The 26,214-nt window shown below is 32.1% G+C and carries 21 protein-coding genes; 7 read left to right on the top strand and 14 right to left on the bottom strand.

The genetic code is table 11. The features are described 5' to 3' along the window. The first annotated feature begins 16 nt into the window (after positions 1-16). Entirely contained in the window at positions 17-2,392 is a 2,376-nt protein-coding gene (locus tag Q1B37_RS05910) for a TonB-dependent receptor (protein WP_299896616.1), read from the top strand. Further along, on the top strand, positions 2,343-3,392 hold the full coding sequence (locus tag Q1B37_RS05905) for an alpha/beta hydrolase (protein WP_299896608.1): 1,050 nt from the start codon (positions 2,343-2,345) through the stop codon (positions 3,390-3,392). Before Q1B37_RS05910 ends, Q1B37_RS05905 begins: the two co-directional genes overlap by 50 nt. Positions 3,393-3,423: 31 nt before the next feature. Here the strand turns inward: Q1B37_RS05905 and Q1B37_RS05900 are convergent, their stop codons facing one another. The 5 genes from Q1B37_RS05900 to Q1B37_RS05880 form a co-directional block, all read right to left on the bottom strand. Next, complete coding sequence (locus Q1B37_RS05900) at positions 3,424-4,518, bottom strand: serine hydrolase (protein WP_299896604.1); 1,095 nt, start codon at positions 4,516-4,518, stop codon at positions 3,424-3,426. Positions 4,519-4,571: 53 nt separating this feature from the next. Then, positions 4,572-5,426: a hypothetical protein gene (locus Q1B37_RS05895; protein ID WP_299896597.1), complete on the bottom strand. Its 855-nt coding sequence runs from the start codon at positions 5,424-5,426 to the stop codon at positions 4,572-4,574. 31 nt (positions 5,427-5,457) lie between these two features. Beyond that, positions 5,458-6,273 (bottom strand): DUF2490 domain-containing protein, encoded by an 816-nt coding sequence (locus tag Q1B37_RS05890; RefSeq protein WP_299896595.1) that lies wholly within the window; start codon positions 6,271-6,273, stop codon positions 5,458-5,460. Beyond that, the gene (locus Q1B37_RS05885) at positions 6,274-8,196 is read right to left on the bottom strand and encodes a hypothetical protein (protein ID WP_299896589.1); all 1,923 of its coding nucleotides are present in this window, start codon (positions 8,194-8,196) and stop codon (positions 6,274-6,276) included. It abuts the gene before it with no gap. A gap of 208 nt (positions 8,197-8,404) precedes the next feature. Further along, positions 8,405-10,372 carry a sensor histidine kinase gene (locus Q1B37_RS05880; protein WP_299896586.1) on the bottom strand — a complete coding sequence of 656 codons (1,968 nt, stop codon included), beginning with the start codon at positions 10,370-10,372 and terminating at the stop codon, positions 8,405-8,407. A gap of 179 nt (positions 10,373-10,551) precedes the next feature. On the opposite strand from Q1B37_RS05880, the gene Q1B37_RS05875 reads away from it, so the two are divergent. The 3 genes from Q1B37_RS05875 to Q1B37_RS05865 all read left to right on the top strand — a co-directional run bounded on the left by Q1B37_RS05875 (position 10,552) and on the right by Q1B37_RS05865 (position 14,241). Continuing rightward, on the top strand, positions 10,552-11,418 hold the full coding sequence (locus tag Q1B37_RS05875; protein WP_299896583.1) for a hypothetical protein: 867 nt from the start codon (positions 10,552-10,554) through the stop codon (positions 11,416-11,418). A 7-nt stretch (positions 11,419-11,425) separates the two neighbouring features. Next, a complete protein-coding gene (locus Q1B37_RS05870; protein ID WP_299896580.1) occupies positions 11,426-13,663 on the top strand; it encodes an NAD(P)-binding protein in 2,238 nt (745 codons plus the stop codon). A 74-nt stretch (positions 13,664-13,737) separates the two neighbouring features. Next, a complete protein-coding gene (locus Q1B37_RS05865) occupies positions 13,738-14,241 on the top strand; it encodes a hypothetical protein (protein WP_299601487.1) in 504 nt (167 codons plus the stop codon). A gap of 6 nt (positions 14,242-14,247) precedes the next feature. Here Q1B37_RS05865 and Q1B37_RS05860 read toward each other — a convergent pair whose 3' ends face one another. The 5 genes from Q1B37_RS05860 to Q1B37_RS05840 form a co-directional block, all read right to left on the bottom strand. Beyond that, positions 14,248-15,165 carry an AraC family transcriptional regulator gene (locus Q1B37_RS05860; protein WP_299896577.1) on the bottom strand — a complete coding sequence of 306 codons (918 nt, stop codon included), beginning with the start codon at positions 15,163-15,165 and terminating at the stop codon, positions 14,248-14,250. 222 nt (positions 15,166-15,387) lie between these two features. After that, positions 15,388-16,485 carry a type 1 glutamine amidotransferase domain-containing protein gene (locus Q1B37_RS05855; RefSeq protein WP_299896574.1) on the bottom strand — a complete coding sequence of 366 codons (1,098 nt, stop codon included), beginning with the start codon at positions 16,483-16,485 and terminating at the stop codon, positions 15,388-15,390. A gap of 214 nt (positions 16,486-16,699) precedes the next feature. Next, complete coding sequence (locus tag Q1B37_RS05850) at positions 16,700-17,488, bottom strand: hypothetical protein (RefSeq protein WP_299896571.1); 789 nt, start codon at positions 17,486-17,488, stop codon at positions 16,700-16,702. Positions 17,489-17,508: 20 nt separating this feature from the next. Beyond that, positions 17,509-17,829 (bottom strand): hypothetical protein, encoded by a 321-nt coding sequence (locus Q1B37_RS05845; RefSeq protein WP_299896568.1) that lies wholly within the window; start codon positions 17,827-17,829, stop codon positions 17,509-17,511. A gap of 195 nt (positions 17,830-18,024) precedes the next feature. After that, positions 18,025-19,227, bottom strand: a complete 1,203-nt coding sequence (locus Q1B37_RS05840) for an ATP-binding protein (protein WP_299896565.1) — start codon at positions 19,225-19,227, stop codon at positions 18,025-18,027. Between the two features lie 187 nt (positions 19,228-19,414). Here Q1B37_RS05840 and Q1B37_RS05835 point away from each other — a divergent pair, with 187 nt between their 5' ends. Next, positions 19,415-20,575, top strand: a complete 1,161-nt coding sequence (locus tag Q1B37_RS05835; protein WP_299896562.1) for an iron-containing alcohol dehydrogenase — start codon at positions 19,415-19,417, stop codon at positions 20,573-20,575. Between the two features lie 72 nt (positions 20,576-20,647). Here the strand turns inward: Q1B37_RS05835 and Q1B37_RS05830 are convergent, their stop codons facing one another. The 4 genes from Q1B37_RS05830 to Q1B37_RS05815 are packed head-to-tail and all read right to left on the bottom strand — an operon-like array spanning position 20,648 to position 22,971. Further along, a complete protein-coding gene (locus tag Q1B37_RS05830) occupies positions 20,648-20,959 on the bottom strand; it encodes a hypothetical protein (RefSeq protein ID WP_299896559.1) in 312 nt (103 codons plus the stop codon). Further along, complete coding sequence (locus Q1B37_RS05825; RefSeq protein WP_299896556.1) at positions 20,956-21,528, bottom strand: sigma-70 family RNA polymerase sigma factor; 573 nt, start codon at positions 21,526-21,528, stop codon at positions 20,956-20,958. Before Q1B37_RS05825 ends, Q1B37_RS05830 begins: the two co-directional genes overlap by 4 nt. After that, positions 21,518-21,847 carry a DUF6249 domain-containing protein gene (locus Q1B37_RS05820; RefSeq protein ID WP_299601508.1) on the bottom strand — a complete coding sequence of 110 codons (330 nt, stop codon included), beginning with the start codon at positions 21,845-21,847 and terminating at the stop codon, positions 21,518-21,520. The genes Q1B37_RS05825 and Q1B37_RS05820 overlap by 11 nt, the downstream gene beginning before the upstream one ends. Before the next feature lie 11 nt (positions 21,848-21,858). Further along, the gene (locus tag Q1B37_RS05815; RefSeq protein WP_299896553.1) at positions 21,859-22,971 is read right to left on the bottom strand and encodes a serine hydrolase; all 1,113 of its coding nucleotides are present in this window, start codon (positions 22,969-22,971) and stop codon (positions 21,859-21,861) included. 226 nt (positions 22,972-23,197) lie between these two features. Here Q1B37_RS05815 and Q1B37_RS05810 point away from each other — a divergent pair, with 226 nt between their 5' ends. Further along, positions 23,198-26,200 carry a GEVED domain-containing protein gene (locus tag Q1B37_RS05810; protein WP_299896550.1) on the top strand — a complete coding sequence of 1,001 codons (3,003 nt, stop codon included), beginning with the start codon at positions 23,198-23,200 and terminating at the stop codon, positions 26,198-26,200. The last annotated feature ends 14 nt before the right edge of the window (positions 26,201-26,214 follow it).

Genomic DNA, 26,214 nt, shown 5'->3' with positions numbered 1-26,214 from the left:
TGATAAAAAAATTACAATGCTATTAGAAAGAAAAATAAAGTTTGTTCTTATTTTAATGTTATATACTGGTGTTAGTTGGTCTCAAAATAGTGAAATCCAAATTACCGGTTTACTAGTAGAAGCAGAAACTGGACAACCTATTCCATACGCTACTGTTGTTTTAAATTCTAAAAGCAGTAAATCTACCATTACGGGTGCAATAACGAATGATGATGGTTATTTTAACCTAAAAACGGTAGAAAATGATTTTTATCTCGAGATCAGCTTTATTGGTTTTAAAACCCTTCAAGTAAGAAATTATACAGTATCAGAAAATAAAGTAGATTTTGGTACTATAAAGCTTTATCAAGATAGTCAAATGCTAGATGAAGTTGTGGTAAGAGGTGAGGTTTCTAAAACCGAATTTAAACTAGATAAACGTGTCTTTAACGTAGGAAAAGATTTAAGTACAGCTGGTGCAAGCGCCTTGGAAGTACTTAATAATGTACCTTCTGTAAATGTGAACATAGAAGGAGAAATTAGTCTTCGTGGTAGTGGCGGAGTTCAAATACTTATTAATGGTAAACCTTCGGTGTTAGCAGATGAATCTAGTAATGCATTGGGAACTATTACTGCAGATATGATTCAAAGTATTGAGGTGATTACCAACCCTTCGGCTAAATACGAAGCCTCTGGTACTTCGGGAATTTTAAATATTATTTTAAAGAAAGAAGAGAAAAAAGGATGGAATGGATCCATATCTCTTAATACTGGTGTTCCCGATAATCATAATGTAGGTGTTAGTTTAAATCGTAGAACCGAAAAATTTAATTTGTTTACTCAAATAGGTGCTGGTTATCGTTCATTACCGAGAGAAAATGAAGCGATCAATAGAAATTTAGAAAATAATGAAGTAATATTTAGTGATGGAGAAAATTTTAGAAATGAAACCTTTTTTAATGTTACACTAGGAACTGATTATCATTTAAATAAGTACAATGTACTCACATTATCAGGAAATTTTGCTTATGAGATAGAAGATCAACCATCGGAAACCAATTTTAGCTTTTTTGATACCAATAATGATTTAGTATCTCGCTGGATACGAAATGAAGATACAGAAGCCACAAACCCCAAGTGGCAATATGAATTTAATTGGAAAAAACAGTTTAAAAATAATAAAGACCACACTTTCCAATTAAGTGCGCTAGGAAGTTTCTTTGGAAAAGATCAATCTTCACTATTTGTAGATACTACGCTCGAAGGTTCGGATGTAGACAGTAATCAACGAACGTCAACTAATTTTCAACAGGCTGATTTCACTTTCAAAGCAGACTATACCAACCCATTAAGCAAAGAATATACTATCGAAGCTGGTGCACAATATGTAATAAATGATGTTGGGAACGATTTTGAAGTAGAAGATCTAATAGATGGAACCTATGTCATAAATGAGAGCTTAACCAATGATTTTGAATGGAATCAAAAGGTATTGGGGGTTTATGCTACTGGTGCTTACGAAAATGAAAATTGGGGTGTAAAAGCGGGTTTACGAGTAGAAAATACAGACATAGGAACCTTATTAGCCAATACCAATGAGAGTAATTCACAAAACTTCACAAACTATTTTCCTAGTTTTCATACGTCCTATACGTTTAGCGAAAAGTTTTCATTACAAGCGGGTTACTCCAAACGGATCTTTAGACCTCGTCTGTGGGACTTAAATCCTTTTTTTAATATTAGAAACAATTTTAATATAAGAACCGGTAATCCAAACCTACAACCAGAGTTTACCAATTCGTATGAATTAACGAGTATTTATAAAATTGGTAAAGCCAGTATGAGTTCTAGTTTGTACCATCGTTATACAACAGACGTGGTAGAACGTGTATCTACTTTTATCGATAATGTAAACTTTACTACACCTGAAAATATTGGTACTAATTCATCTATAGGTTTTGAAACTAATGGAAAATATAGTCCTACCAAATGGTTAACCTTTACAGGAGATTTCAATTTTAATTATTTTGATCGTCAAGGATCTTTTGAAGGACAAGTTTTTGATTTTACAGGAAATCAGTGGTCCACTCGATTAGGTTCAAAAATTGGATTTCCTGCTGATATTGATTTAGAGCTTAATGGAAATTACAGATCTGGTTTTGAAACTGTACAAGGAAAACAAAGTGGATTTGCTTTTATGGATATAGGAATACGTAAGAAAATACTAAAGGGAAAAATAGTGGCTAATCTTGGCATAAGAGATGTATTTGCTTCCAGAATTCAGGAGCGTTTCGTAAACCAACCTACTTTTGAAACTTATAACTTTGGGCAACGTGGACGTTTCTTTACTTTCGGACTAAGCTATGCATTTGGAAAAGGAGAAGCTATCACTTATTCTGGTAGAAGAAGATAAAGCAAAACAAAGTCACTCGCTGTTCTCAATTTATGATTCCAAATGGAATGATGCTATAAGATTTACACGATTTTTCCTATCTTTTGAAAAATTAAGATTTGTGAAAAAAAGCCTGACATATTATCTAACAATTGCAGTTTTAAAACTAAAAGGCATCAAGAAAAGCTTTAGTCAAGATCCAGTCGCGTATCAAACAATTAGAAAAGAGGATGTTTATAATCCGAAAGGAAGTTTTTTTAAAAAAAATATTACGAAACAATTTAAAGTTTCTAATTCGACTATCACTGAGATCACCTGTAATAGTAATCCTAATAAGCTACTTATATTTATTCATGGTGGCGCATTTGTTTCTGGTCCAGCGAAGCATCATTGGGATTCAATAAAAACTATTGTACAAAAGACAGATTACAAAATATGGATGTGTAATTATCCGAAAGCTCCAGAATCTGATATTATAGAAATATCCCACAATATAGACGCTGTTTACGATACTGCACTACAAGATCACAAAGCTAATCAAATCTCCTTTATTGGTGATTCCGTGGGTGGAACCTTAATAACATCATTAATACAAAGATTAATTTCTAAACAGTTACCACTACCCTACCAGATTCTTTTAATATCTCCGGTTATGGATGCCACGATGTCTAATCCCGAAATTGATATAATTGATCCGATGGATCCTATGCTTTCTAAAGTTGGTATTTTAAGTTCAAAAAAGATGTGTGCAAGAAATGTAGATCTTAAAGACACCATGATTTCTCCATTATACGGCAGCTTTGTAGGTTTTCCTAAAACTGTGTTGTTTCTTGGAGAATATGATATCATGTACCCTGATGAAAAATTGGCATTAGAAAAAATGAAACAAGCTTCGATTGATATACAAGCATTTGAAGGAAAAGGAATGCCACATATTTGGCCATTACTTCCTGTGATGAAAGAAGCTAAGCAATCGTTACACCAAATAATTCAAATATTAAATCAGAATAAACCCAATTAATATTTGAACTATATATTTTAGTTTTACACATTTAATAAGATGCTTTCTCGAAATAATCCAAGAGTATATTACCTAATGTTTCTCCAAACATGGAGTTTGTAAATAAAACGTAGCCAAATTTCTTTTCAACATCCATCATATACCAAGAAGTGAATCCATCATTAGAACCGCCATGAAAAAAGCTATTTTGATAAGTACCACCTGCAGTCATAAAACCTAAACTATAATATAACTTAATTCCACTAGGTAAAGTAGTGATGGTAGAATGAGGTTTTAACAACTCCTGATAACTTTCTTCTTTAAGAATCTTTTTATTCATAATCCCTATCATCCATTTAGAGAAATCCAGAGGTTCTGATCTAATAGAAGCTGGTGCCACAAAAACACCTTTATCTTTTTTATACCAATAGTCTTCTTTCCAATTGATCCATTTACCATCGCTATTATAGGGTTCAGCTTTATGTTTTAACGCATATGCATCTTCTATAAATGTAGTATGCTCTAGTTCTAAGGGTATGGCTATTCTTTCTTGGAATGCTTTTTCTAATCCATCCCAATCTGTATTTTCAATATGCTTCAAAACCATTGCTAAATAATGGTAAGCCTCTCCAGAATATCCATAATCTGTACCAGGATCAAATTTTATTTTTAGCTTTTTATCATCCTCATTTTCTCTCCAATTAGGAAACCCGGATCGATGACTTAATACAATACGGGCTGTTATTTGCTTATACCGTTCATCATATGCAATATCATCATAAGGTAAATATTGGTATAATGGTTGGTCTAGATCCAATTTACCTTCTTCTACAAAAGTCATTACAAAGGTGGCAAATACAGATTTAGACATGGAAGCCGCTTCGAAAATAGTTGTTTTCGTTACAGGAATTTTCTTTTCCAAGTTTGCATACCCAAAAGTTTTATGATGTACTACTTCTGCATTATTAATAATTGCTATAGAAAGTCCGGGAATTTTTAATGAATCCATTTGAGAAACCAAAAAAGAATTCAACATTTCAGTAGTAAGATCAATGTTGTTTACATTTTTAATACTTTTCTGGGATTGACAAACAGACCGACTTGACAATAAGATTATTGCCAGTTGTAATAACATTTTTGTTCTCATTTTTTGATTATTGATTATTGATTTGATGAACGATTTTTTCTTTTACATAAGCATTACTTTTTACTTTTATTTTCTTCTACCAGTTTATCATTTTTCCAAACACCTTCGGTAATTACTTTATTATTCTTTCCATAAAATATCCCTGCTCCATTTCTTTGATCATCTTTCCATAACCCAATATATTTTTCACCATTAGGCCAAGAATACGTTCCCTTTCCATTACGACGATCATTTAAATATTGTCCTTCATAAGACTGACCATCCGTCCAATAAAAAGCTCCTTCACCATGTCTTAGATTTTCTTTCCACTCTCCTTCATATCTACTTCCAGTATCAAAAAATGCAATCCCATATCCACTTGCCTTATCGTTTTTTACCTGACCCACATAATGAACCTTGTGCTTTTTTCTATTGGTAAAAGTTAAATACTCACCATACGACTTCTTTTGTTGTTTCTTTTTTACTCGATTTAGTTGTGCCTTTACTTTGGCTAATACAAAACTTAAAGAATCATATTTTCTAATTTCATAAGGTGAATCTGTTTGTATTACTGCTTCTGATTCCTCTATAGATTCTACAACAGATGAATCTTGAACGGTACTTGCCTGAGATAAAGCAATAAATCTTTCTGCTAGTTGTATCCGTAATTGAAGATGTTCACTATTATTGTTAATAGTTTTATTCTTATAAGCTTTTAATGCGGCAACATAATTGCCCTTAATTAATAAGGAGTCTATTTCTAATAAATCGTTTCGAGAATCAATCTGTTCAGAAATCTGTAATTCTTTTTCTTGAGTTTCCTTAAGCTCTTTAAGTAGTTTTTGTTCCTTAAACTTTCCACTCACTGCTACAATAACTGCTGTTAGTAGTAAACCATATAAAACTAATGTTGTCTTTTTTAATTTCATATTGCAGAAGCTTTATCTATAAATATAAATATTAATCATCCAAATGTATCGAAGGAAGCTTATTTTTTACTTTTCTAAAATCTGGAGAGAAATATAAATGCAATCTCGCTGTCCAGTTTTGTTTATACGCTGTCCCGTCGCTCAAAGTTTGTCCTTGAGAATACATAATTCCTGCTGCTACGGTCATTCTTGGAGTTAATATATAACCAAATGAAGCATGTAGTCTAAGATCTTCGAAAGGACTTCCAACTACTGGTTTTCCACTTTGCATAATTAGCTCAGCCTCTGGAGAAAGATAAAATGTTTTGGGAGCTAATGTTGGAGAATTTAAAGGAATTTTCGCTTTAAACATATATCTCCATCTATTTCTAAAATCGTAATTACTTCCCTCGGCAAAATCCTGAGTCCAACGATGCTCTATCCTTATACGATGATAAAACATCATATTAGAAAGTGGCATCGCAAACATATATTGATGCCAAATACGCCATTCTGGTACCAAATTTCGATCTGGAGAGGAAGGATCTGTATTAAAATTCAATCTTAAAACACCTCCTAGACTAAAATTAAACTTTTTAGAATAGATATAACCAATAGCATGACGATTATAAATTTGAGCAACTTGTCCAACAAAAGGAGTCTGTTCCGTTTCTTCAAATCTAAAATGAGTCTGTGCTACCCAAAAGAAACGTTTAGCGATCCTAATATTACCATAGGTATTGATCCATAACTTTGTAACAGGTTCCTTAAATTCTGATTCTGTCGGTGGATCTTCTTGCGCATTTATCTGAACTGAATAACTACAGAGAAGAATAAAAACAAGATATATACGTAAGTTTCCTTTCATCTATTCTTTCTCTTTATTAATAGGATATACTTGAAAACGTTCCAGAATTATTAAAGGATCTTTTTCTTTCCTTAGTTTTTTTTCTAATTTTCTTGTGTTTTCCTCACGCATTTCATGCATACGTTGATGCGTTTTATGAACAGTCTGTATCCATTTTATAGAATCATCACAACTAATATCTTGTTCTACCTTTTCCAGAAAATACGGTATCAAGACATTCTCATACGCTTGGGTAATACGTTTTTTTACCATTTCTGTCATTACAGTAGAAGTAAACGGATTCCAAACATCATCTTGATACTTTTTCTTTATCTCATTTTGTTGATTTGGTAATTTTAAAATAGTTTCTCCTATATTATCCAAAGCATCAAAACAAACTACTAGCTCTTCGGCATATTTTAATTTTTCCTCGAGATCTTCCATAGAAGCATACCTATTCAGCTTACTTCTCGCATTACTTTTTATAGTGCTTAGTGTATTTATATAAGCTTCAGGAATCGTATCTGTCTCAAAAGATTTTTCCAATACCTCTAAATACTGTAATTGACTAATCATTTTTTTCTCTAAGTCAATTGCCTTTTGTTCTCTTCTTTGTCTATTAATTTTCTTTGCTAATATCTCTTCTACAGTACTTAAGTATGTAAACGTTTCTTTAGCTAACTGTTCTACTTCCAATATAGTTCTAGCTTTTGAACTCTCTATCTGGTTTACTATTGGAGTATTTTGAGAATTAAGAGATGGAAGTCCTCTTTCCCAAACCTTATTGATAATTTCACTCCTAGAGAAAAATGGTAGTAAAGATTTGGTATTGTATTCTAAGACCTGCCCTAAAGGTTTTACAATTTTGTTTGAAATTAGATGTACCTCTTCATCTAGTTTAAAAACCTGTTCATCAGACAATTTTAGAATAGAGATTTGAGTGTCCTCTATCAGAGAAACGCAAATAGCATTGGCCTTTTTGTAGTAATCTGCAATTAAGTCTAAACTCTTTGTTTCCTTATTATTCAACGGAAAATATGGTATTCTAACCTTAAATTGAGGAGTAAATGGAGCTTTACTGATTCCGGATACAATGGTATCAATCTCCTGATAATACAAATCATTTTTCTGAAGCAATGAGAGAATACCACTATCGGTAATTTTGGAAGCATTATCAGCCCCCAATTTCAACTTTAAAATTTCGAGATAGGTATTATCTAATGTGATTGTTTTTCCTGTAATATTTGTATTGGGATAAATCTCTATATTGATAGTTTGTCCTCTGGACGTAATCCGAATACGTTCGAGAATCCCTTCACTAAAAAACCAAGATTCTGCATCGTCTATTTCTTGATCGGAATATAAGGTCCATTGATCGTGCGCAATACCGTTTCTTAAAAATCTACCTACAAGTTCTTTTTCCTCATCTTCAATACGAAAACTACGCTGAGGGATTCCATTATCAAAATCGATTGTACTTTTAAAAGTTACCTTATCGACTTTAGAATCTTGAATTTCTTGAGCAGTATAGATCCATGTACCATCAGGTTTTCCTTCGATAAGATTACCTTGTGCTAACCGCTGCTCTCCACTAACATTTACAACATATTGTAGATCTTCGACACTACTTTTACTCTCTGTTTCAAATAGATTAAACGAAAATTTCCATGGACCTGTAGCATAATCATTTTCGAAATTTCCGGTAATTGAAAATGAAGAATCTTTATTTTCTAACAAATCCTTTAAGCTGGCACTACTAAATTGAAAGACCCCATTGAGAACTGTGTCATTTTCGATAATGTTATAAGAAAAGTTAGCATCTCCTTTATAAGATCCTAGTTCAAATTTTCCGGAATACGTATATAATTCCTGAGAAAATAAATTAAAAGGAAGAATTAACAAACATCCTATAATCCAAGTATATAGTAGGTTTCTGTGGCTCATAATTATAGTTCTTTCTTTTACTATCTCAGATTTAATAAGAAAGATGTATAATGGATACAAAAATAGAATAAAAATTAAGCTAACAAGCAATTAACTAATTTTATAATCATTTATTACAGTAAAACTATATTATGTCTGATTTATTAATAGATAAACAATTTATCCAGTCTAAAAATAAAGTTATAAAAGAAAAATATAGTTCTAGAAACTATCCTCCGACTTTTAATAAACCATTTTTAGATTCGAGTGTGATGATAAACTGAGAACCTTTGCCCAGAGTACTTTCGCAATGTATAGTTGCTCCCATAGCTTCTACATACTTCTTAACAATAGACAATCCTAACCCCGTTGATGATTCTCCAGCTGTGGGTTGGGCAGTAAGTTTTTGAAATTTACCAAAAAGTTTCTTTTGATCTTCTTCACTTATTCCTGGCCCGTTATCTTCTACGGTAACATAAGTTTTTCCATCGAACGAATGAACCTTTAAAACAACAACTTTTTCTTTATTTGAAAACTTAATAGCATTAGAAAGCAGATTTTCTAATACTTGTATCATATAATTTTTATCGATTTCTACGAGATGAGTACCCATCATCGCCTCTACCTCTATGGTAATTTGCTTATCCTTAGCGATAAGATCAAAACATTTTCCTACATATTCAACTAATTCCACAATATCTAAAGTCTCTTTTACCAATTTAATGGTCTTCGTTTCTAACGCTTGCGTATCTAGAATACGTCCGATCATCGTTGTCAAACGATCAACTGAATTATTAATTTCATTGAGATACATTTCTTGATCTCCAGATAATGTCATATTAGGAATATCTAAAAGCCAGATAGAACCTTTCATTTGATGTAAGGGTGTACTAAGATCGTGAGCTACCATACTCACCAGCATATCCTTTTCTTTATTAAGATCTACAAGTTCTTTATTTCTTAATGCAATAACAGCTGTTCTTTCCTCTACTTTTTGTTCTAATATGAAATTTTGTTCCTGAATAAGTTTTTCATTTTCTTTTGCAGAGATTAAAGCTTTTAGTTGAGCTTTTTCTTTTTGCTTTTTATACATATTGATTCTATCTCCTAAAGCAAATGAAAGTAGTAATACTTCAAATGCCGAACCGATTTGCATTGCATTTAAATAAGTCATTACAGGAGTAATATTTAAAGACTCCAAAATCGCAAAACAAATGCCCATAATTAGTGCTCCCCAAGCTAGTAAATAGTAAATCGCTGGTCGAAATCCCTTTAACTTAAAACGAATACCTAAAACCAAGAAATATGCAGCCATGGCCAAAAGTCCTACTTGCGACAGTTTCAATCCTTCTATTTTAAATCCTAAAACAACAAGAGCACAGACCAAAAAACCAATAATCAAAAAGATCATAGATATTTTATGTAAACGAGAACCAGATTCTTTAGTATTTAAAAATTGTTGGGTAAATAAAGTAGCTGTAATCATGGTTAATCCTGCACTTATTACTACCCACTTGTTTAAAAATGGATAATCCGCCCAAAAATATTCGAAGAAATAACCAAAAACAGATGCACCAAACCAAGTAATACTCAATACATAAGCGATATAATAAAGATAAATTCTTTCTCTGATAGATATGTATAAAAACAAGTTATACAAGAATATCAGTAACATGAAACCAAAATAGATTCCTTGCAAAAAATCTAGATCATGCTCATATGCAGCAAAACTTGGTAGTGTACCCACTCGTAATAAAAAGAATAAAGGCTGATCACATTTTACCTTTAGATAAAATATATGGGTAGTATCTTTATTGATATCTAGTTTAAATAGGTAATTTCCAACTTCAACCTCCCTAGTTGAAAAAGGTAAATCATCACCAGTGTATCTAGAAGAAAGTAATGTTCCCTTTTCATCAAATTCAAATAGAGAAATAGAATCAATATATGCCGAACCAATATTAAGATAAAATGTCTCTAATGTCTCATTAGTAACTTTAAATCGTAACCAATAGGAAGAAGCTGTACTAGAAAAATTAATAGTTTCCTGAGAATTTGGTTTAAATTTATCTCTAAATTCACTTGAAACTATTTCTGATATGGTGAAATCAGAATTAGGGTCCTCCAAGTAATCCGTTTTTTTACCAATATCTATTAGTTCTTTTGTATCCTTAAGGGACACAGTAGATTGACTCAATGAAATCAACGGTAAGAATAATAGCAATAGTATTATCCCTGAACAATATTTTAATTTTATCATCATTCCTAATTGTGGGTATGGGGAATTTGTATAAAAATTACTTGTTTAATTTACTAAATTATTTCTTGTTTTTAACAATTTAACTTGTAAGTTTATAAAGCTTTTTTTGCGAATATATGAACAAGTTAGAAATACTAAAGGATAATGCCAAAAGGATTGTAGATAATGTATCTGATAATCCACAAGGTCGCTACCAATTACGATATGAATTTTATCAGAAATATGGTCACCCCATTATAAAAGGAAAAGAAGGTTTAGGAAACTCTGAATTAGCTTTTATAAAATGGGAAATAAATCGGGGCACTCTTAATCCCATTGATGGTAAGCCATCCGGAAGTCCATGGTGGAGAGCCGTGAATAGTCATTTTTTATATTTGGCGACACTAGCTCAATTGATCAAAGAATCTGGAGATACATTTGAAGATCTACCTGTTCCAGTTACCTTTTGGTTAGATTATATTCAATTACCTAATGAATGTACATGGTACAGAGCGCATAATTCTAGCATCATTTCTGGTTATAAAGAAGCTGATGAGATCGCTTTTCAAGAGAATATATACGAACAATATTTTGTGAATATAGTGCTCTACAGATTATTATATGCACAATCGATGGTAGAAGGAGTAAGTTTTGGAATATTAGGAAAAATCTTTGGCAATCCAAGAGGTTGTGCCGTTTCCTTAATTACGGATATAGAAGCTTTTTATCCTAGTCATTATCCATTATCTAGAGAGGATATTAAATACGTTACTCATAAAGCTCATAACTTCTTTGGAATCGTAGAAACAATATTTGATAAAATATTTATACTGCCACATCTTGATGAATTATACGAGGAAGCAGCTCAATGGAATAACTCTCCCATTGTTACCAAGTTTATAGAAAACGGTAAACCTATTTACCCAATAAGTGAAAATGAATTGAATGAAACACATTTCAATGATAAGTTAACAACCAAAAAAATCCATATTCCTAAAAACTAATAAACTAATGCAAAACACAGAATCATCTAAAAAGAAAATCGCCATCTTAGGTAGTGGTATGTCATCCCTAACAGCTGCCTATGAATTAAGTAGTTATGAAAATTGGCAAGATCGCTATGAAATAACTATTTATCAAATGGGTTGGCGCTTAGGAGGTAAAACAGCCACTGGTAGAGGTCAAAATGAAAGAATCCAAGAACATGGAATCCATATAGCTCAAGGATGGTACGAAAATGCTTTTCGCTTAATTCAGGATTCTTACAAAGAATGTGAGAAACATAATTTAATGCCTGATAGTCCATTTAAATCGTGGGATGAGGCTTTTGATCGTGAGGATACTACCCTACTTACTCATTTCGATCCTAAAACTAATCAATGGATTAAAAAAAATATCATTTTCCCATCAAACGAATACATTCCAGGACAAGGTGGTCCATTACCATTTTCTGCAATCGTAAAAAAGGCTATCGGACTCGTCGCTGAAATTCTTTTTGGTACTGATCCTAATAAAGATAGTATTATTAAAAAAGCAGATGCCTCTTTACATAACATTAATGCTCCAGAACATCATTCATTATGGTCTGATTTCAAATCCAAATTTGAAGCTTTTGTAAAAGAAAAAGTATTTAAACATGAAGGAGAAAAATTATTACACTATGTTTCAGAATTAGTAGATAATTTAGTAAAAGAAGGTCATGATCATGCGACAAGAAAAGATCATCATTCTATAATAAATGAAATATTCCATGTACTTGCTAAATGGGTTACTAAATTAATTGATTCTATTGCAGATCATAACGAATACTTTTATTGGCTGGCAGTTTTCGTAGAATTTGGCATGGTAAATATGAAAGGTACTTTTGCTGATGTGTATAATCCAGAAACTCATGAATTAGATTATGAAAAAATTAATGATTTGGATTATCGTGAGTGGCTAAAAAGTCATGGCGCTAGTGATCGACTATTGAGTTCTGCGATGGTTCGATTTTTATACACAGGAACTTTCCATAACCTTACTGGAGCTGATCAGCAAGGAAGTTTAGCTGCTGGTGTTGGACTTCATTTTTTAACAAACTCTGCAGGATATAAAGGATCTTTTGTGTGGAAATTTAAAGCTGGTACAGCAGATACCATGATTACTCCTATTTATTTGGTATTGAAAAATAGAGGTGTGAAATTTAAGTTTTTCCATAAAGTTGAACAAGTTCATTATTCCGATACTGGATCCATAGAGAAAATATCTATGGCAGAGCAAGTTACCCTAAAAGATGGAACATATACCCCAACATACAAATTGAAAGGACTAGATGTTTGGCCTGGAGAACCATTGTATGATCAGATAGATGATGAGCAAGCTAAAGCTTTAAAAGAAGGTAAATTTGATCTTGAAGAATCCTGGTGCGGATGGAAAAATGTAAAAGAATTCTCCCTAGAAAAAGGTAAAGATTTTGATTATACGGTTTTAGGTATACCAATCGATGTACTTGGTGGAAATGAAGGGATTTGTAAAGAAATTATAGCTAATAATACTGCTTGGAATAATATGTATACGCATGTTAAGAGTATTCCAACCATGTCTATGCAATTATGGATTACACCTAATTTAAAAGAATTAGGGATGCACTTACCAGATTGGGGCTTTCCTGAGGGGGCGCTTCCTAATCTTATAACCTATGCGGATCCTCAATATTCGTTTATTGATATGTCACAGGTATTACCTTACGAAGATTGGGGTGATCAAAAACCAGGAGTTTTAATATATTATACTGGTTCCTTCCTAGATCCTGAAGTCATTCCTCCTTTTTCGGATCATAATTATCCGCATGAACAATTAGAACGCATAATGCGGATATCCGAACAGTGGTTGCGAGACAAAATGGGTTGGTTTTTTAAGAATGCAACAACTTTAGAATATCCAGAAGGAATGAAATTTGATGTGATTCATGATTTTTCTAAAACCGCTAAAACAGACTATGCAAGATTAAAAACTCAGTTTTTCAGAGCTAATGTAAATCCTACTGATAGATATACTTTATCACTTCCTGGATCCAATAAGTACCGTTTAAAAGCTGATGAATCAGGTTTTGATAATTTAATAATTACTGGTGATTGGATTAATTTTGGAGTGAATGTTGGATATTATGAAGGTGCCATTGTATCTGGACTTCAAGCTGGTCAGGTTGTTAGAAATAAACTTGGTTTACCAAGCGAAACACCTATTTTTAGTGGTGTAACGTTGAAATAAAACCTTAACAATAGATAATAATAGTCGATTATGTATTATAATCGACTATTATTTTATAGATATATTACGCTCATATGAAATATGATATAACCGAAGAGGATTTAGATAAAAGAAGTTATGGAGTTTCTTTTGATTTTTATAATGAAGCCCTTTTATTACTTATCAAAGAGGAAAAAGAACGTAATAACCCATTTTTAAGTGATACTAACATTCAGAAAATGGAAAAGGATATTTTAAAAGCTATTAACTCCAAAATCTATACTTTTTTAATCCTAGGAATTTTGGCATTGGCATATGGACTTTATGTATTGATTTCATTCGAACCTAGAGTTGCTATAAATCTATATACACAATTCCCTTTTATAGAAAATGGATCTATTCCAATAGTTTTGGGCTTAGGACTCATCATTGGTTCTTATTACAGTTATATTAAAAGAACAAGTGTTTTACATTTCAAAGTTAAATCCAAAATCATCGAACATTTTAGAGAATTAAAAAAAGAAAAAACGTTTTCAGCAACCTCTAAAGGAAAGGGATCTAATAAACAACCAAAGAAAAGTAAAAGAAGGAAAAAATAATTCCTTTTATTTCCTATTCTTGCTTTCCCTAAATTTGGAAGGTGTTATACCTTCAAATTTTTTAAACGCCGCGTTAAAAGAGGACAGACTACTGAAACCAACATCAAAAGCGATAGCAGAAATTGTAAACTTATTATTTACGACATCTAAAAACATTCTTTTTGCATCCTGAATTCTATAATAATTAATATAATCATTAAAATTTTTTTCGGCATATTGATTTATCACTGACGAAGTGTGTTGTTTTGTTTTGTCTACTATCTCACTTAATTTAACTAAAGACAACTCTTGATCTAAGTATAACTTCTCTTCTACCATAAGTCGAGAAATTCTATTAAATAAAGAAAGACTTTCATTCACTGCGAAAGCATCTCCATCTATTTCAATTACTTTCATTTGAAAAGCTTTGTAACTTAGATAATAGATTACGATTGAATATACAATTGGCCCTATAATATAGGGAACTGTATTATCTAAAATATTTAAAACATAGGTGATCCAAATAAGTATGCATCCAATTAGCAAGTGATATAACCAATTAAATATAATTTTTTGAGACTTTGTTTGTACAGTTATCTTATAGTCATTCTTTTTGGTTTTAACCATATGAAGACATTTTCCTATATAAAAAGCAATATGCAGATATATAAAAATAAGTCCACTCCCAAATACTACGATTGCCATTTGACTATTTTCATACCACTCTGTCGAAATGAAAAGGCTGGCGACAAAAATCATAACAAACGGCATTAATTCTAGAAAATAAATTCTGTCTAAGGAAAAATCAGGATTTGTCATTGCTAACACATACCATCTTAAAATCGGACCTATTAATAATAAAAAAGCTAATCCAATAAAAATGAATATCGGCTCTAGATCATTGCCAAAATTAAGCATTACTGATTTCCCAATTCTAAAAGCCATAAATATTAGTATAAGCCCTAATAAAATGTTTGTTAACGCTCTCTTTTTCTTTATGAATATTAAATAAAAAGCAAACAAGATCCCATGCAATAATCCTGCACTACTGATAATGACTAATAAGATATCCGAAAAATCCAATAAATCGCTTTTTTCAAATTTAGGTTATATTAAACTTCCTAGAAAATACTATATCACGAAAGTGATCTTTTTATCACTATAATATTAGTTTTCTTTAGATTTGATATAAGAAGTTAATCCTGTAAGACTAAAAAAACCTCCTAATTTTCCCTGCATTGCCGCAATAACACCATGTTTTGCGATTAACACTCTCTCAATATTCTTTTTATCATTATCATATAATTGATCAATCAATTCTTTGGCTTCTTCAGATCCTTGAGTGTGATACGTTTTCAAAATCTTTACTGCGTTTTCTTCGGCAGTAATTTCTCTGTATTTAGGTACGTATCCCATTTGTACAATCATTGTTTCAGCTAATTTCCAAGTAGACCAAGGGTTTTGTCCTGTAATTAAATTCTCATGATGGCTTACATTTTCTAAATACATCTCTCCTTCCGAAAAGGTAGCTCCTTGTTCTTGTAATTTGTCTTGTAAAAGAAATGGAAAAATTTCTTTAGCATCTGATATCAACAACAATTCTTCATCATTTGTAAAACCAGACACTTTCTTATTATTTATCAATGATTTTCCAGAATCTAAAGTAACATTTACCAATGCTGCAGGTCCATGACACACTGCTCCAATAACCTTATTAGACTGATATAAAGTTTTTATAATATTCTGAATACTTTTATTTTCTGGAAAATCATACATTGCTCCCTTTCCTCCTGCAAAAAATACAGCTTCATACATCGTAGGGTCAATTTTATCCACAGGAAGAGAGTTTTTTACTTTATTCTGTGCATTAGTATCATTTAAAAAAGCATAATCATACGCTCCCATATCTTCATCATCAATAACTACGGGAGGTTCTCCGCCAAGAGGACTCGCAATATCCACTTCAAAACCATTGGCTAAAAAAACGTAATATGCTCTTGCTAATTCAGTAAGTTCGTATCCTGTATCTTTATCTGTACTACCCATAACATTAGTACTAGTTACAATCGCTAGAATTTTACCTCGGTTTGGTACAATATTCTTGGATAAATATGGTAAATCAGACATGGTAGAAGATGTAATATCGATTTTATCTTCAGAAGACGGTATAAGACTCATAAACCACCAACCAAAAAGAAATAACGCGATAAACAAACTTCCTAAAATTCCCAGTGACCATTTTAAAATTTTAAATTTCTTAGACATGTTCTATATTTTTAAGTTCATGCCGCTAAATAATTGAAAACATAGCTCAAACAATGAGTAAATGATCATTCCGTCAGAGTAAATGATCAAATAGGAAGATAATTATTAACCAAAAAAGCTTCGTAATCACTTACGAAGCTTGTAACAAAACTAACTAATAAAAACTCACATTTGCATTCTTAAAACAAATACTAAAACTTTATATTTTTTTTAACTATAGTGCCTTAAACCATATTTCAATTCCATTTTCTGATGAAATATTATTACCGTCTGTTCTTGGAGATTGATTTCTATTATTTGATCTACCATTTCCTTGTCTTCCTCCAAGCGCTCCACCACCATTCCCTCCTCTTCTTTGAACATTTCTCTGAGACTGTCTGGAAGATCTTTCTTGATCATTTCTATTCCTTTTATTTTTTACTGTTTCTATTCCAATCATCAGCTTATCTAAATTCTTGTCTGATTCTTCATGAATTAGCTTCTTAGGAATTTCTACTTCATAATTAAAACTATTTTCTTCTTTATTTACAGAAATATCAATAGTTATTTTTTCATTATTCAAGAGAATATTGAATTCTTTTTTGTAGTCGTAAAAACTATATATAGCATTCTGTGGAAGATCTTTATCTATCATATGAGATATTTGATCAAATAAAACATCAGGATCAGGAATCTCTTCTCGTTCATGGTTAAAGTCTTCACTCTTTCTTAATGGCGGTTTATTTTCTTTTATTACAGGGTAAGTGATAGATACATTTTTTTTCTTTTTTCCCTTATTATCAAAATATATATGAATTCCTCTGCGTAGAATTGACCTAGCTATTTTATGATCAAAAGTTTTAATGGAGATGTATAAATTCTTTTCACCTCTGTACACAGTATATGTTTCAGTCTCTTTATTAACAACAGTGGTGTCTGCATAATGTATATTATTCAAAATATTAGCATACATACTATTCATATGTATAACAAAGAAGATAAGAATAAGGATTCTTTTTATCATGGCGTAATAAGCTTTAACGATTAAAATTTTTCGACTGTTGGAAATATAGATATCCACACCAGTATTAGTATTAATAGTAAGCTCATCCCTAATAACATATAGACATTATCTATGGATCTCATATCATTAATAATAAACAGCTCTTTAATTCTATTAGTCCAGCTTCCTAAAGAAATGTTATTGCCTAACGATTTGGTAGACATAATTTTATCAAACTGCACTACTGAAAATTCTAAATAACCAATGGTTTTATTGTTGCTTATCGCTAAGAAAAACAACACAAAAGTGAAAGAAGCTATTATAGTTAATGGGTGTATTGATTTTAATATGTACTTTTTCATAGTGGATAACTTTAGAAACTACACATTAAATGACGGATGAAAATCAAATAAGTTTAAAACGAATTCAATATTCTCAATGAAATAACACCCTTCTTCTGTGGAACCGCTATTCTATTCAGTAAGTATCTTATCGGTATATGATTGTTAGCTGTTCTAAAAGAAGATCATCTAGTCTATTGAAGAATAAAGTATTTTTTAATTTTTAGGAATAGTAAAAGTAAAAGTACTTCCTTGTTTTTCGGTAGAACTTACAGCAATGTTTCCGCCAAGATTCTGAACGATTTTTTTTACGGTCGCTAATCCAATTCCAGTACCTACATTTCCATCTCGATCCTCCACTCCTACTACAGTAAATAGGTCGAAAATTTTCTCTAAATAATCTTGTGGTATTCCATTCCCATTATCTGTTACAGAAAATTCATATTGGTCACTGGTTTCTTCGATGCTTATATCAATTACTATTTCAGATTTTGAATTATATTTAATCCCATTAGTGATCAAATTAACCAATACTTGCATTAACGCAGATTTATTTACCAGTAACTCGTTCGTATTTCCACTTATATGAAAAGTAGCTTTATGCTCAGAATCAGTAATTTGTTTTAATTCTTCTAAAAGATTATCTATATGGATGTTTTCTTTTTTGTTTTGAACCAAATCATCACTTTTATAAAAGTTTAAAATTCCATCGATATAATCTTTCAAAGAATATGAAGATGTCCTCAGATATTCTAGATACTGAAGTGATTCTTCATTAAGTATATCTTTATTATCATCTTCTAATAATTCTGTAAGGGAAATAATATTTGCTAGTGGAGATTTTAGATCATGAGAAACTACACTAGCAAACTTTTTTAAATCTTCATTTCTTTTTTCTAGTTTATCTCTAAGCTGCCTGAGTTTTAAATTCTGATAACGTTGCTCAAAAAGATTAACCACCTGTTTAGACATAGCTAATAAAGCTTCTTTTTGCTCAGAAGTTAACTCTCTAGGTTTTGTGTCGTACACACATAAAGTGCCAAGTTTAAAACCATCAGCATCAATTAATGGCGCTCCAGCATAAAAAATAGCTTTATGTTCGGTGACCAATGGATTTCCAATAAAACGTTCGTCTTCCCTAGAGTCTTTTATGATCGTTATAGGATCATCCGAGTTAATTGCGTGCCCACAGAAAGAAATTTCTCTTGGTGACTCGTTAAACGGAACTCCATAATGAGATTTTAGAAAATTACGCTTTTTATCCAAAAGAGTGATTAGAGATATAGGAACATCACAAACATATGCCATAATAGATGTTATATTATCAAAATTTTCTTCTGATAATGTATCTAGTAATCCGTACTTCTCAACGGCAATTTGTCTATACTTTTCGTTCTTTGGTATTTCTGGTGCTATCATCGGGGTAAAACTAAAATTATTAAATTAGTTCAACTAACAAACTATTTAATATTTACATAATTATAACAGTATTTGTCGCATTCTTTTAGTTTTTCTTACCATAGATCAATAATTTAAAGAAGATTTATTTCGAACTTTGTAAGAGTACATAGAAATCGATAATTAATCAGCATAATAAAATAAAAACATGAGAAATTTTGAATTATACGTTCCTACCAAAATAATTTTTGGTAAAGGAGAAATTAAGAAATTAACTACCGAAGTACCTAAAGACAAAAAGATATTACTATTATATGGTGGAGGAAGCATTAAAAAAAATGGAATTTATGAACAAGTAACAGAGGCGCTCAAAGATCATGAAGTTATTGAGTTTTCTGGTATCGAAGCAAATCCTGAGTATACAACCTTATTAAAGGCCTTAGAAATAATTAAAAACGAAGATATCGGTTATATGCTGGCAGTTGGTGGTGGATCCGTGATTGATGGAACAAAGTTTTTATCCTCTGCAGCATTATATAAAGGTGATAATCCTTGGGATATCTTGGCTAAAAGAATTCGTACATTCGAAGGATTACCATTTGGGACAGTACTTACGTTACCAGCTACAGGAAGCGAGATGAATAGCGGTGCTGTAGTAAGTAGATCAGAGACAAATCAAAAAATGGTAATGGGTGGACCAGGATTATTTCCACAATTCTCTATCTGTGATCCAACGGTTGTGCATAGTATACCCAAAAGACAATTAGCAAATGGCGTTGCAGATGCATACACACATGTTTTGGAGCAATATATGACGTACCCTGCTGATGCTCCACTACAGGATCGTTTTTCTGAAGGAATTCTACAAACATTAATAGAAATTGCTCCTGAAATCATTAAAGATCCTAGTAACTACAAAGCAGCTTCTAATTTTATGTGGTGTTGCACTATGGCTCTAAACGGATATATACAAAAAGGAGTACCAACGGATTGGAGTGTTCATATGATTGCTCATGAGCTTACTGCATTTTATGGAATAGATCATGCACGCACATTGGCTGTAATTTTACCAAGTGCATACACTAAGAAGTTTGATCAAAAAAAGGAAAAACTTGCACAATATGCTGAACGAATCTTTAATATATCCGAAGGGACTACTGAAGAGAAAGCGAAAAAGGCTATTCAAAAAACAGAGGAATTCTTTCAATCATTAGGAATCGAAACCAAATTAAGTGCCTATACCGATGATTATGACGGTTTCTCACAAAAAGTAGCTAAGAATTTAAAGGATCATGGAATGACTGCTCTAGGAGAGCATCAGGATATCACGCCAGAAGTTGCTGCCGAAATTGTAGAAATGGCATACTAACATATCAAATTTATTAACAAAAGCCTTGCATAGTATTACTAGCAAGGCTTTTTTATTTTATGATCAAACATTCTATTTGTAATGTTGAAATCTTATTAATTGATTTATATAATAAAGTCCAATCCCAATAATAACTAAAAATATTGGTGTTTTAGGAATCGAACTAAATATTGCATACTCTGTATTGAATGTATAAAACAGCATCCCTAAAATCGTTAAAATTAATGCACTACAAACTATTATGATCACTGGAAAAGACCAAAAAAGTGATTGTTTTTTCACTTCTTTTTGTAATTGAATACCCTGCATTACTTTATTTACAAAATCATCAGAAGTTTCAATAGTACTTTTACTGATTAATTCTTTAAATTTTTCTTCTTTCATAACAAATTGTTTAAATCGTCTCCTAGTATTTGCTTTAAATGGAATTCAAAATTATCTCTTCCCCTATGCAGGTTTACTTTTATTTTAGAACTCCTAAACCCCGTAATCTCTTCTATCTCCTTTATTTTATATTCGCATAAATAAAAAAGTCTTAGTACCAATGCTTCATCAGGTTTTAATTTTTCCAACGTCATATTAATATACTTTTTTTGATCAGCATCTTTTAAATATTCTTTTTGACGATGAACCATTGAATCTACTTCTGACGTATTATCAATACTAACCATATTTTTTCTTTTCTTCAACTCATTGTAGCTTGTATTCACTACTATCCTATATAACCAGGTTGCAAAAGATGCTTTAAATTTAAAGGTATGTAACTTATCATATACCTTTATAAAAACCTCTTGTAAAACATCTTCTGCAACTACAGCATCTTTTAGAATTGATATAGCAAGTGATAGTGATACATCTTTGTAGGCAAAAATAAGTTGTCTAAAAGCGGATGTATCACCATCGATAACCTTGCGGATAAGATTATAATCTCTTTGTATTTGACTATTCTTCAAGTCGCTTTCTTATAAAATGTGCGACAACTAAGCCTGTAGCGCCAAAAACAAGAATAGTCCCCCATACCAATAAATCTGTAGCATCCTCGGACAATCCAAAAGTTGTAAAAACTGATGAAATCAGGAGTCCAATTCCTAATCCAAAAACAATACATCCTAGATCCAAATACTTCAATTTATTATTTCTATGTTCTTGGTAGACACCTTTTTCAATAAGTATTTTCTTGACCAAATATGTATATCTAGCGATTATAAATACAATTACTACAATGGCAACTATCATTGTAATAAACACAAATACTTCATTTAAATCTTTCATAATTTTTAAATTTAAAAATGTTCTCCTAATATCTTTTCGATCGTTTCTAATAAAGGAAACAAATTATCCGAGTTTCCAAACATTACGAAACCATAATTTTGTTTTGGTATAAACATAGCATATGCTTGAAAATCTTGATTATTTCCAGTATGTAAATGCATAAGCCCATTGGGAGTAGGCTTTTGTGAAAAACCTAGTCCCCATCCGGTTTGTCCAGTCTCCTTTAAAATTTTATTATTTAACTTAAAATGATTATGCTCTTTGAGCATCTCATCTCTGGTTTTCGTACTTATATTTTTAGGGTTCATCATTTCTATTAGAAACATGGCATAATCCTTTGCATCAGAGTGTAGACTAAAACCTGGTCCAACCTTTTTATATCTATTAATTTCAGGATTGGTTTTTCCTTTCATATGTCCGTAAGCCACATCTTTATCATAGATTGTATTCCAAGTATAAAGACTTCTATTTATTCCTATTGGGGCTAAAGCTTCTTTTATAATTAAAGAATCTAATTCAGTTCCCCATCCAATTCCTAATTTTGTTCCAAAAGCAGCTCCTAAATGTTGATAGGCTTCTCCTGAATAAGAGAAATCAGTTCCTGGTTTAAATGCAATGGAGATAGGTTTTCCTTTTACCCAATTAGGAATCCCTGTACCATGTGACAATATAATCCTTGGGGTCAATGTTTTATACGCTTCAAAAGAGTCTTTTGCAATAACTCCTTCTGGAAAAATAGGTTTTAAATATGGATATATAGGTTTATCCAAATCTAATTCTCCTTTTTCGACCATTTTCATGATAAAATATGCGAATAATGGTTTAGAAAGAGAAGCTCCTTCAAAAGTAGTTTGTTTGGTAACTGGCTCATTCGTTTTGTAACTTTTTACTCCAAAAACATTATGATATACAATGTTTCCGTCATTTACAATTGCAATAGAAAGCCCAGGAAGTTTGATAGAATCTATAGCTTTCTGAATATGAGCATCTAAAATTGAAGTTTTTATACGTCGACCATCAGGAATCCTAAAAGATGCTTTTGCATTTTGTGCCCAATTTAGATGCATATAGAATCCAAAAAAGAGTACTAATAATATTTTGATTGTTCGTTTTGATTGATTCATTTTTTTTGATTTTGAATATGAATAATTATTTGATTGTGAATTCACAATTATTGGACAAAACGAATTAAAAAAAGGTTACAAAATTAATTTGTTAAGCAAAAAAAAGGTTATTACTCAACCTCCTTATGGTCTAACCATTAGGTACTTAAAAAAGATAAAATAATGTTAAAATAACAATATCTTTTGTGCTAACTTTAGGGTAATTAACTACTTAAATTTTACACAAATGAAATTAAAACTTGCATTCGTAATTATGTTTGTTGTCGCCACAGTAACTGTCGAGGCGCAACAAGGAAAAACTAAAGCATTCTATCATGGAAAAGTCTCCTCCGTAGAATACGTAGCTCCCATGCAATCCAGACCTCAAGACTTACGTCCATCTGACGATTCTGTAAAAGAAGCAAAAGACAAAAGATCTTTGGGCAATCAGATTGTGGCAGGAAAAGATCCTCAATCCAAAAATGATTATTTTGTTTTAAACAAACACCAACAAGAACAGAGTGTACAAAGAGCTCCTGCTAATTTAGTTTTCGACTCTTATACTTCTGGATCTAATCCAACAGATCCATCATTAGCAGTTGGCCCTAATCATGTATTTGTAGTTTATAATACGGGATTTATGATTTTCGATAAATCAGGTAATCAACTACTAGGACAAACAGCTCCGAATCCTGCTATATTTCCATCTGGAGGATGCTGTGATCTAACAGTATCTTATGACAATGCTGCGGATAGATGGGTACTTTCTTTCTTGGGATCTGGCGCTCAGGTAGCTGTTTCTGATGGTCCAAATCCACTTACTGCTGGATGGTTCGTTTACAATATTTCTGGAATTCAGGATTATCAAAAACTTTCTGTTTGGAGTGATGGATATTATATCACAGAAAATACTGGAGGAACTAACAAATTATGGGCTTTAGAAAGAGATGCTATGTTAGCAGGTGATCCAGGTGCACAAATTATTGGTTTTAATCTTCCTGGAATCGTAACTAGTGGTTTTTTTAGCCCTCAGGCATTAAATGTAACTAACGGAGACTTACCAGCTCCTGGTGGAGCAACAATAGTATATTTACAAGACAACGCCTGGAGCGGGGTTTCTGTAGATCATATAAAAGTTTGGACAGCCGATGTAAACTGGAATAATCCTGGAAGCTCCACTGTATCCAGTCCTCAAGAAATCACTACAACTCCTTTTATTAGTGTTTTCGATGGAGGAAGTTTTTCTAATTTAGCACAGCCTGGCGGTGGGATATCCATTGATGCGTTACAAGCTACTATTATGAATCAGGCACAATTTAGAAAGTTCCCAACACACAATTCGGCAGTATTTAATTTTGTAGTAGATACTGATGCTAGTGCTGGAGAATTAGCTGGTATTCGTTGGTACGAATTTAGACAAAGTGGTGATAATCAACCTTGGTCGCTGTACCAAGAAGGTACCTATACAGCACCAGATGGTAGACATGCTTGGAATGCTAGTTTAGCAATGGATGGTCAAGGAAATATTGGAATGGGATATACTTCTATGTCTGGACCTACTACTCCAACCACAGTAAGAGTAAGCTCTTATTTTACAGGAAGATTAAGCTCTGATCCACTTGGAACAATGACTAGTGCAGAAGGTTTAATCGCTAATGGAAATGGAAACTTTACTACAAGTATCCGATATGGAGATTATAGTAAAATCGATGTTGACCCTTCTGATGATTCTTCATTCTGGTTTATTAATGAATATATTAATAATAGCCGAAGAGGTGTTGTTGGTAGATTCGAAATAGAACCAGGAGTTCCTGACACGCAAGCACCATCAAATCCAACGAATCTCACAGCTTCTAATATTACATCATCAGGAGCAACTTTAAACTGGACAGCGTCTACTGATAATGTAGCGGTAGCACGTTATAACATTTCGATTGATGGTACGTCCATAGGAACATCTACCACAACAAGTTTTGATGTAACTGGTTTATCTCCATTAACATCTTACAATGCTTCCGTTACTGCAGAAGATGCTGCTGGAAATGTATCTGGAGCCGCAACAGCAACCTTTACTACCAATGATTCAAGTGGTGTTACCTATTGTGACTCTGCAAGTACTAATGTAAATGATGAATTTATCAGCCGAGTAGAGTTAAATACTATTAATAACACATCTGGAGCACAGTTTTATTCAGATTTTACTGGTATAGCTACCACTTTAAATGAAGGTCAATCCTATGATATTACTATTGTTCCTACTTGGACAGGTACTATATATGCAGAAGCCTATGCTGTTTGGATAGATTATAATAATAATGGCGATTTTGATGATGCAGGAGAATTGGTATTCAGCAAAGCACCATCCACAGATGCTACGAATACTGGATCTTTTACTGTTCCTACTGGCACTTCATTAACTGCTGTTAGAATGAGGGTTTCTATGAAATATAATGACATTCCTACTTCTTGTGAAACATTCACATATGGAGAAGTTGAAGATTACACTATTAATCTAGCGGAAGGATCAGGAGATACCGATCCTCCAACAGGATATTGTGATTCCAATGGTAGAATTACATCTGATGAGTTTATTTCCAGAGTACAAATAGGAAGTATTGATAATGCTACAGGTGCAGAATCTGGAGGATATGGAGATTATACTTCTTTAACTACAAGCCTAAGCGGTACAAATACAATTACCATTACTCCAACATGGACAGGAACAATTTATAATGAAGCCTATGCTGTTTGGATTGATTATAATAGAGATGGAGATTTTAATGATGCTGGTGAGTTGGTATTTAGTAAAGCGCCATCAACAGATACTAGTAATACTGGATCTTTTACAGTTCCTGCAAGCGCATCTTCTGGTGCTACTCGTATGCGTGTATCCATGAAATATAATGACATTCCTGATCCTTGCGAATCATTTACATATGGAGAAGTTGAAGATTATGTAGTGATTTTAGGATCCAGTCGTGAACAGCTATTAACCTTCACTGAGGAGGCGGATAGCAACATTAGTTTATATCCAAATCCAGCAAGTTCTCAATTAAACATTGAAATTGTGGGAGGTAGTTTTACGCAAATAGAAATTTTCTCTTCTACTGGTGCAGTAGCCAAGAAAATTAATCCAAATGTAGATTCTTTATCTATCGATGTTTCGCAACTAGCATCCGGAATGTATTTCGCAAGATTTACGAGTCCTAACGGATTTGCGATCACAAAGAGATTTGTAATCAATAAGTAAAAAATATATTTAGT

The organism is uncultured Aquimarina sp. (genome assembly GCF_947492965.1).
Taxonomy (GTDB): domain Bacteria; phylum Bacteroidota; class Bacteroidia; order Flavobacteriales; family Flavobacteriaceae; genus Aquimarina.
The sequence above is the reverse complement of the archived record's forward strand: the minus strand, read 5'-3'. Positions and strand labels throughout refer to the sequence as shown.

Excerpts from the sequence above, each read along its gene's own strand:
- Q1B37_RS05910 (WP_299896616.1), top strand. The coding sequence starts at position 17 with ATGCTATTAGAAAGAAAAATAAAGTTTGTTCTTATTTTAATGTTATAT.
- Q1B37_RS05905 (WP_299896608.1), top strand. The coding sequence starts at position 2,343 with ATGCATTTGGAAAAGGAGAAGCTATCACTTATTCTGGTAGAAGAAGAT.
- Q1B37_RS05900 (WP_299896604.1), bottom strand. The coding sequence starts at position 4,518 with ATGAGAACAAAAATGTTATTACAACTGGCAATAATCTTATTGTCAAGT.
- Q1B37_RS05895 (WP_299896597.1), bottom strand. The coding sequence starts at position 5,426 with ATGAAATTAAAAAAGACAACATTAGTTTTATATGGTTTACTACTAACA.
- Q1B37_RS05890 (WP_299896595.1), bottom strand. The coding sequence starts at position 6,273 with ATGAAAGGAAACTTACGTATATATCTTGTTTTTATTCTTCTCTGTAGT.
- Q1B37_RS05885 (WP_299896589.1), bottom strand. The coding sequence starts at position 8,196 with ATGAGCCACAGAAACCTACTATATACTTGGATTATAGGATGTTTGTTA.
- Q1B37_RS05875 (WP_299896583.1), top strand. The coding sequence starts at position 10,552 with ATGAACAAGTTAGAAATACTAAAGGATAATGCCAAAAGGATTGTAGAT.
- Q1B37_RS05870 (WP_299896580.1), top strand. The coding sequence starts at position 11,426 with ATGCAAAACACAGAATCATCTAAAAAGAAAATCGCCATCTTAGGTAGT.
- Q1B37_RS05865 (WP_299601487.1), top strand. The coding sequence starts at position 13,738 with ATGAAATATGATATAACCGAAGAGGATTTAGATAAAAGAAGTTATGGA.
- Q1B37_RS05860 (WP_299896577.1), bottom strand. The coding sequence starts at position 15,165 with ATGGCTTTTAGAATTGGGAAATCAGTAATGCTTAATTTTGGCAATGAT.
- Q1B37_RS05855 (WP_299896574.1), bottom strand. The coding sequence starts at position 16,485 with ATGTCTAAGAAATTTAAAATTTTAAAATGGTCACTGGGAATTTTAGGA.
- Q1B37_RS05850 (WP_299896571.1), bottom strand. The coding sequence starts at position 17,488 with ATGATAAAAAGAATCCTTATTCTTATCTTCTTTGTTATACATATGAAT.
- Q1B37_RS05845 (WP_299896568.1), bottom strand. The coding sequence starts at position 17,829 with ATGAAAAAGTACATATTAAAATCAATACACCCATTAACTATAATAGCT.
- Q1B37_RS05840 (WP_299896565.1), bottom strand. The coding sequence starts at position 19,227 with ATGATAGCACCAGAAATACCAAAGAACGAAAAGTATAGACAAATTGCC.
- Q1B37_RS05835 (WP_299896562.1), top strand. The coding sequence starts at position 19,415 with ATGAGAAATTTTGAATTATACGTTCCTACCAAAATAATTTTTGGTAAA.
- Q1B37_RS05830 (WP_299896559.1), bottom strand. The coding sequence starts at position 20,959 with ATGAAAGAAGAAAAATTTAAAGAATTAATCAGTAAAAGTACTATTGAA.
- Q1B37_RS05820 (WP_299601508.1), bottom strand. The coding sequence starts at position 21,847 with ATGAAAGATTTAAATGAAGTATTTGTGTTTATTACAATGATAGTTGCC.
- Q1B37_RS05815 (WP_299896553.1), bottom strand. The coding sequence starts at position 22,971 with ATGAATCAATCAAAACGAACAATCAAAATATTATTAGTACTCTTTTTT.
- Q1B37_RS05810 (WP_299896550.1), top strand. The coding sequence starts at position 23,198 with ATGAAATTAAAACTTGCATTCGTAATTATGTTTGTTGTCGCCACAGTA.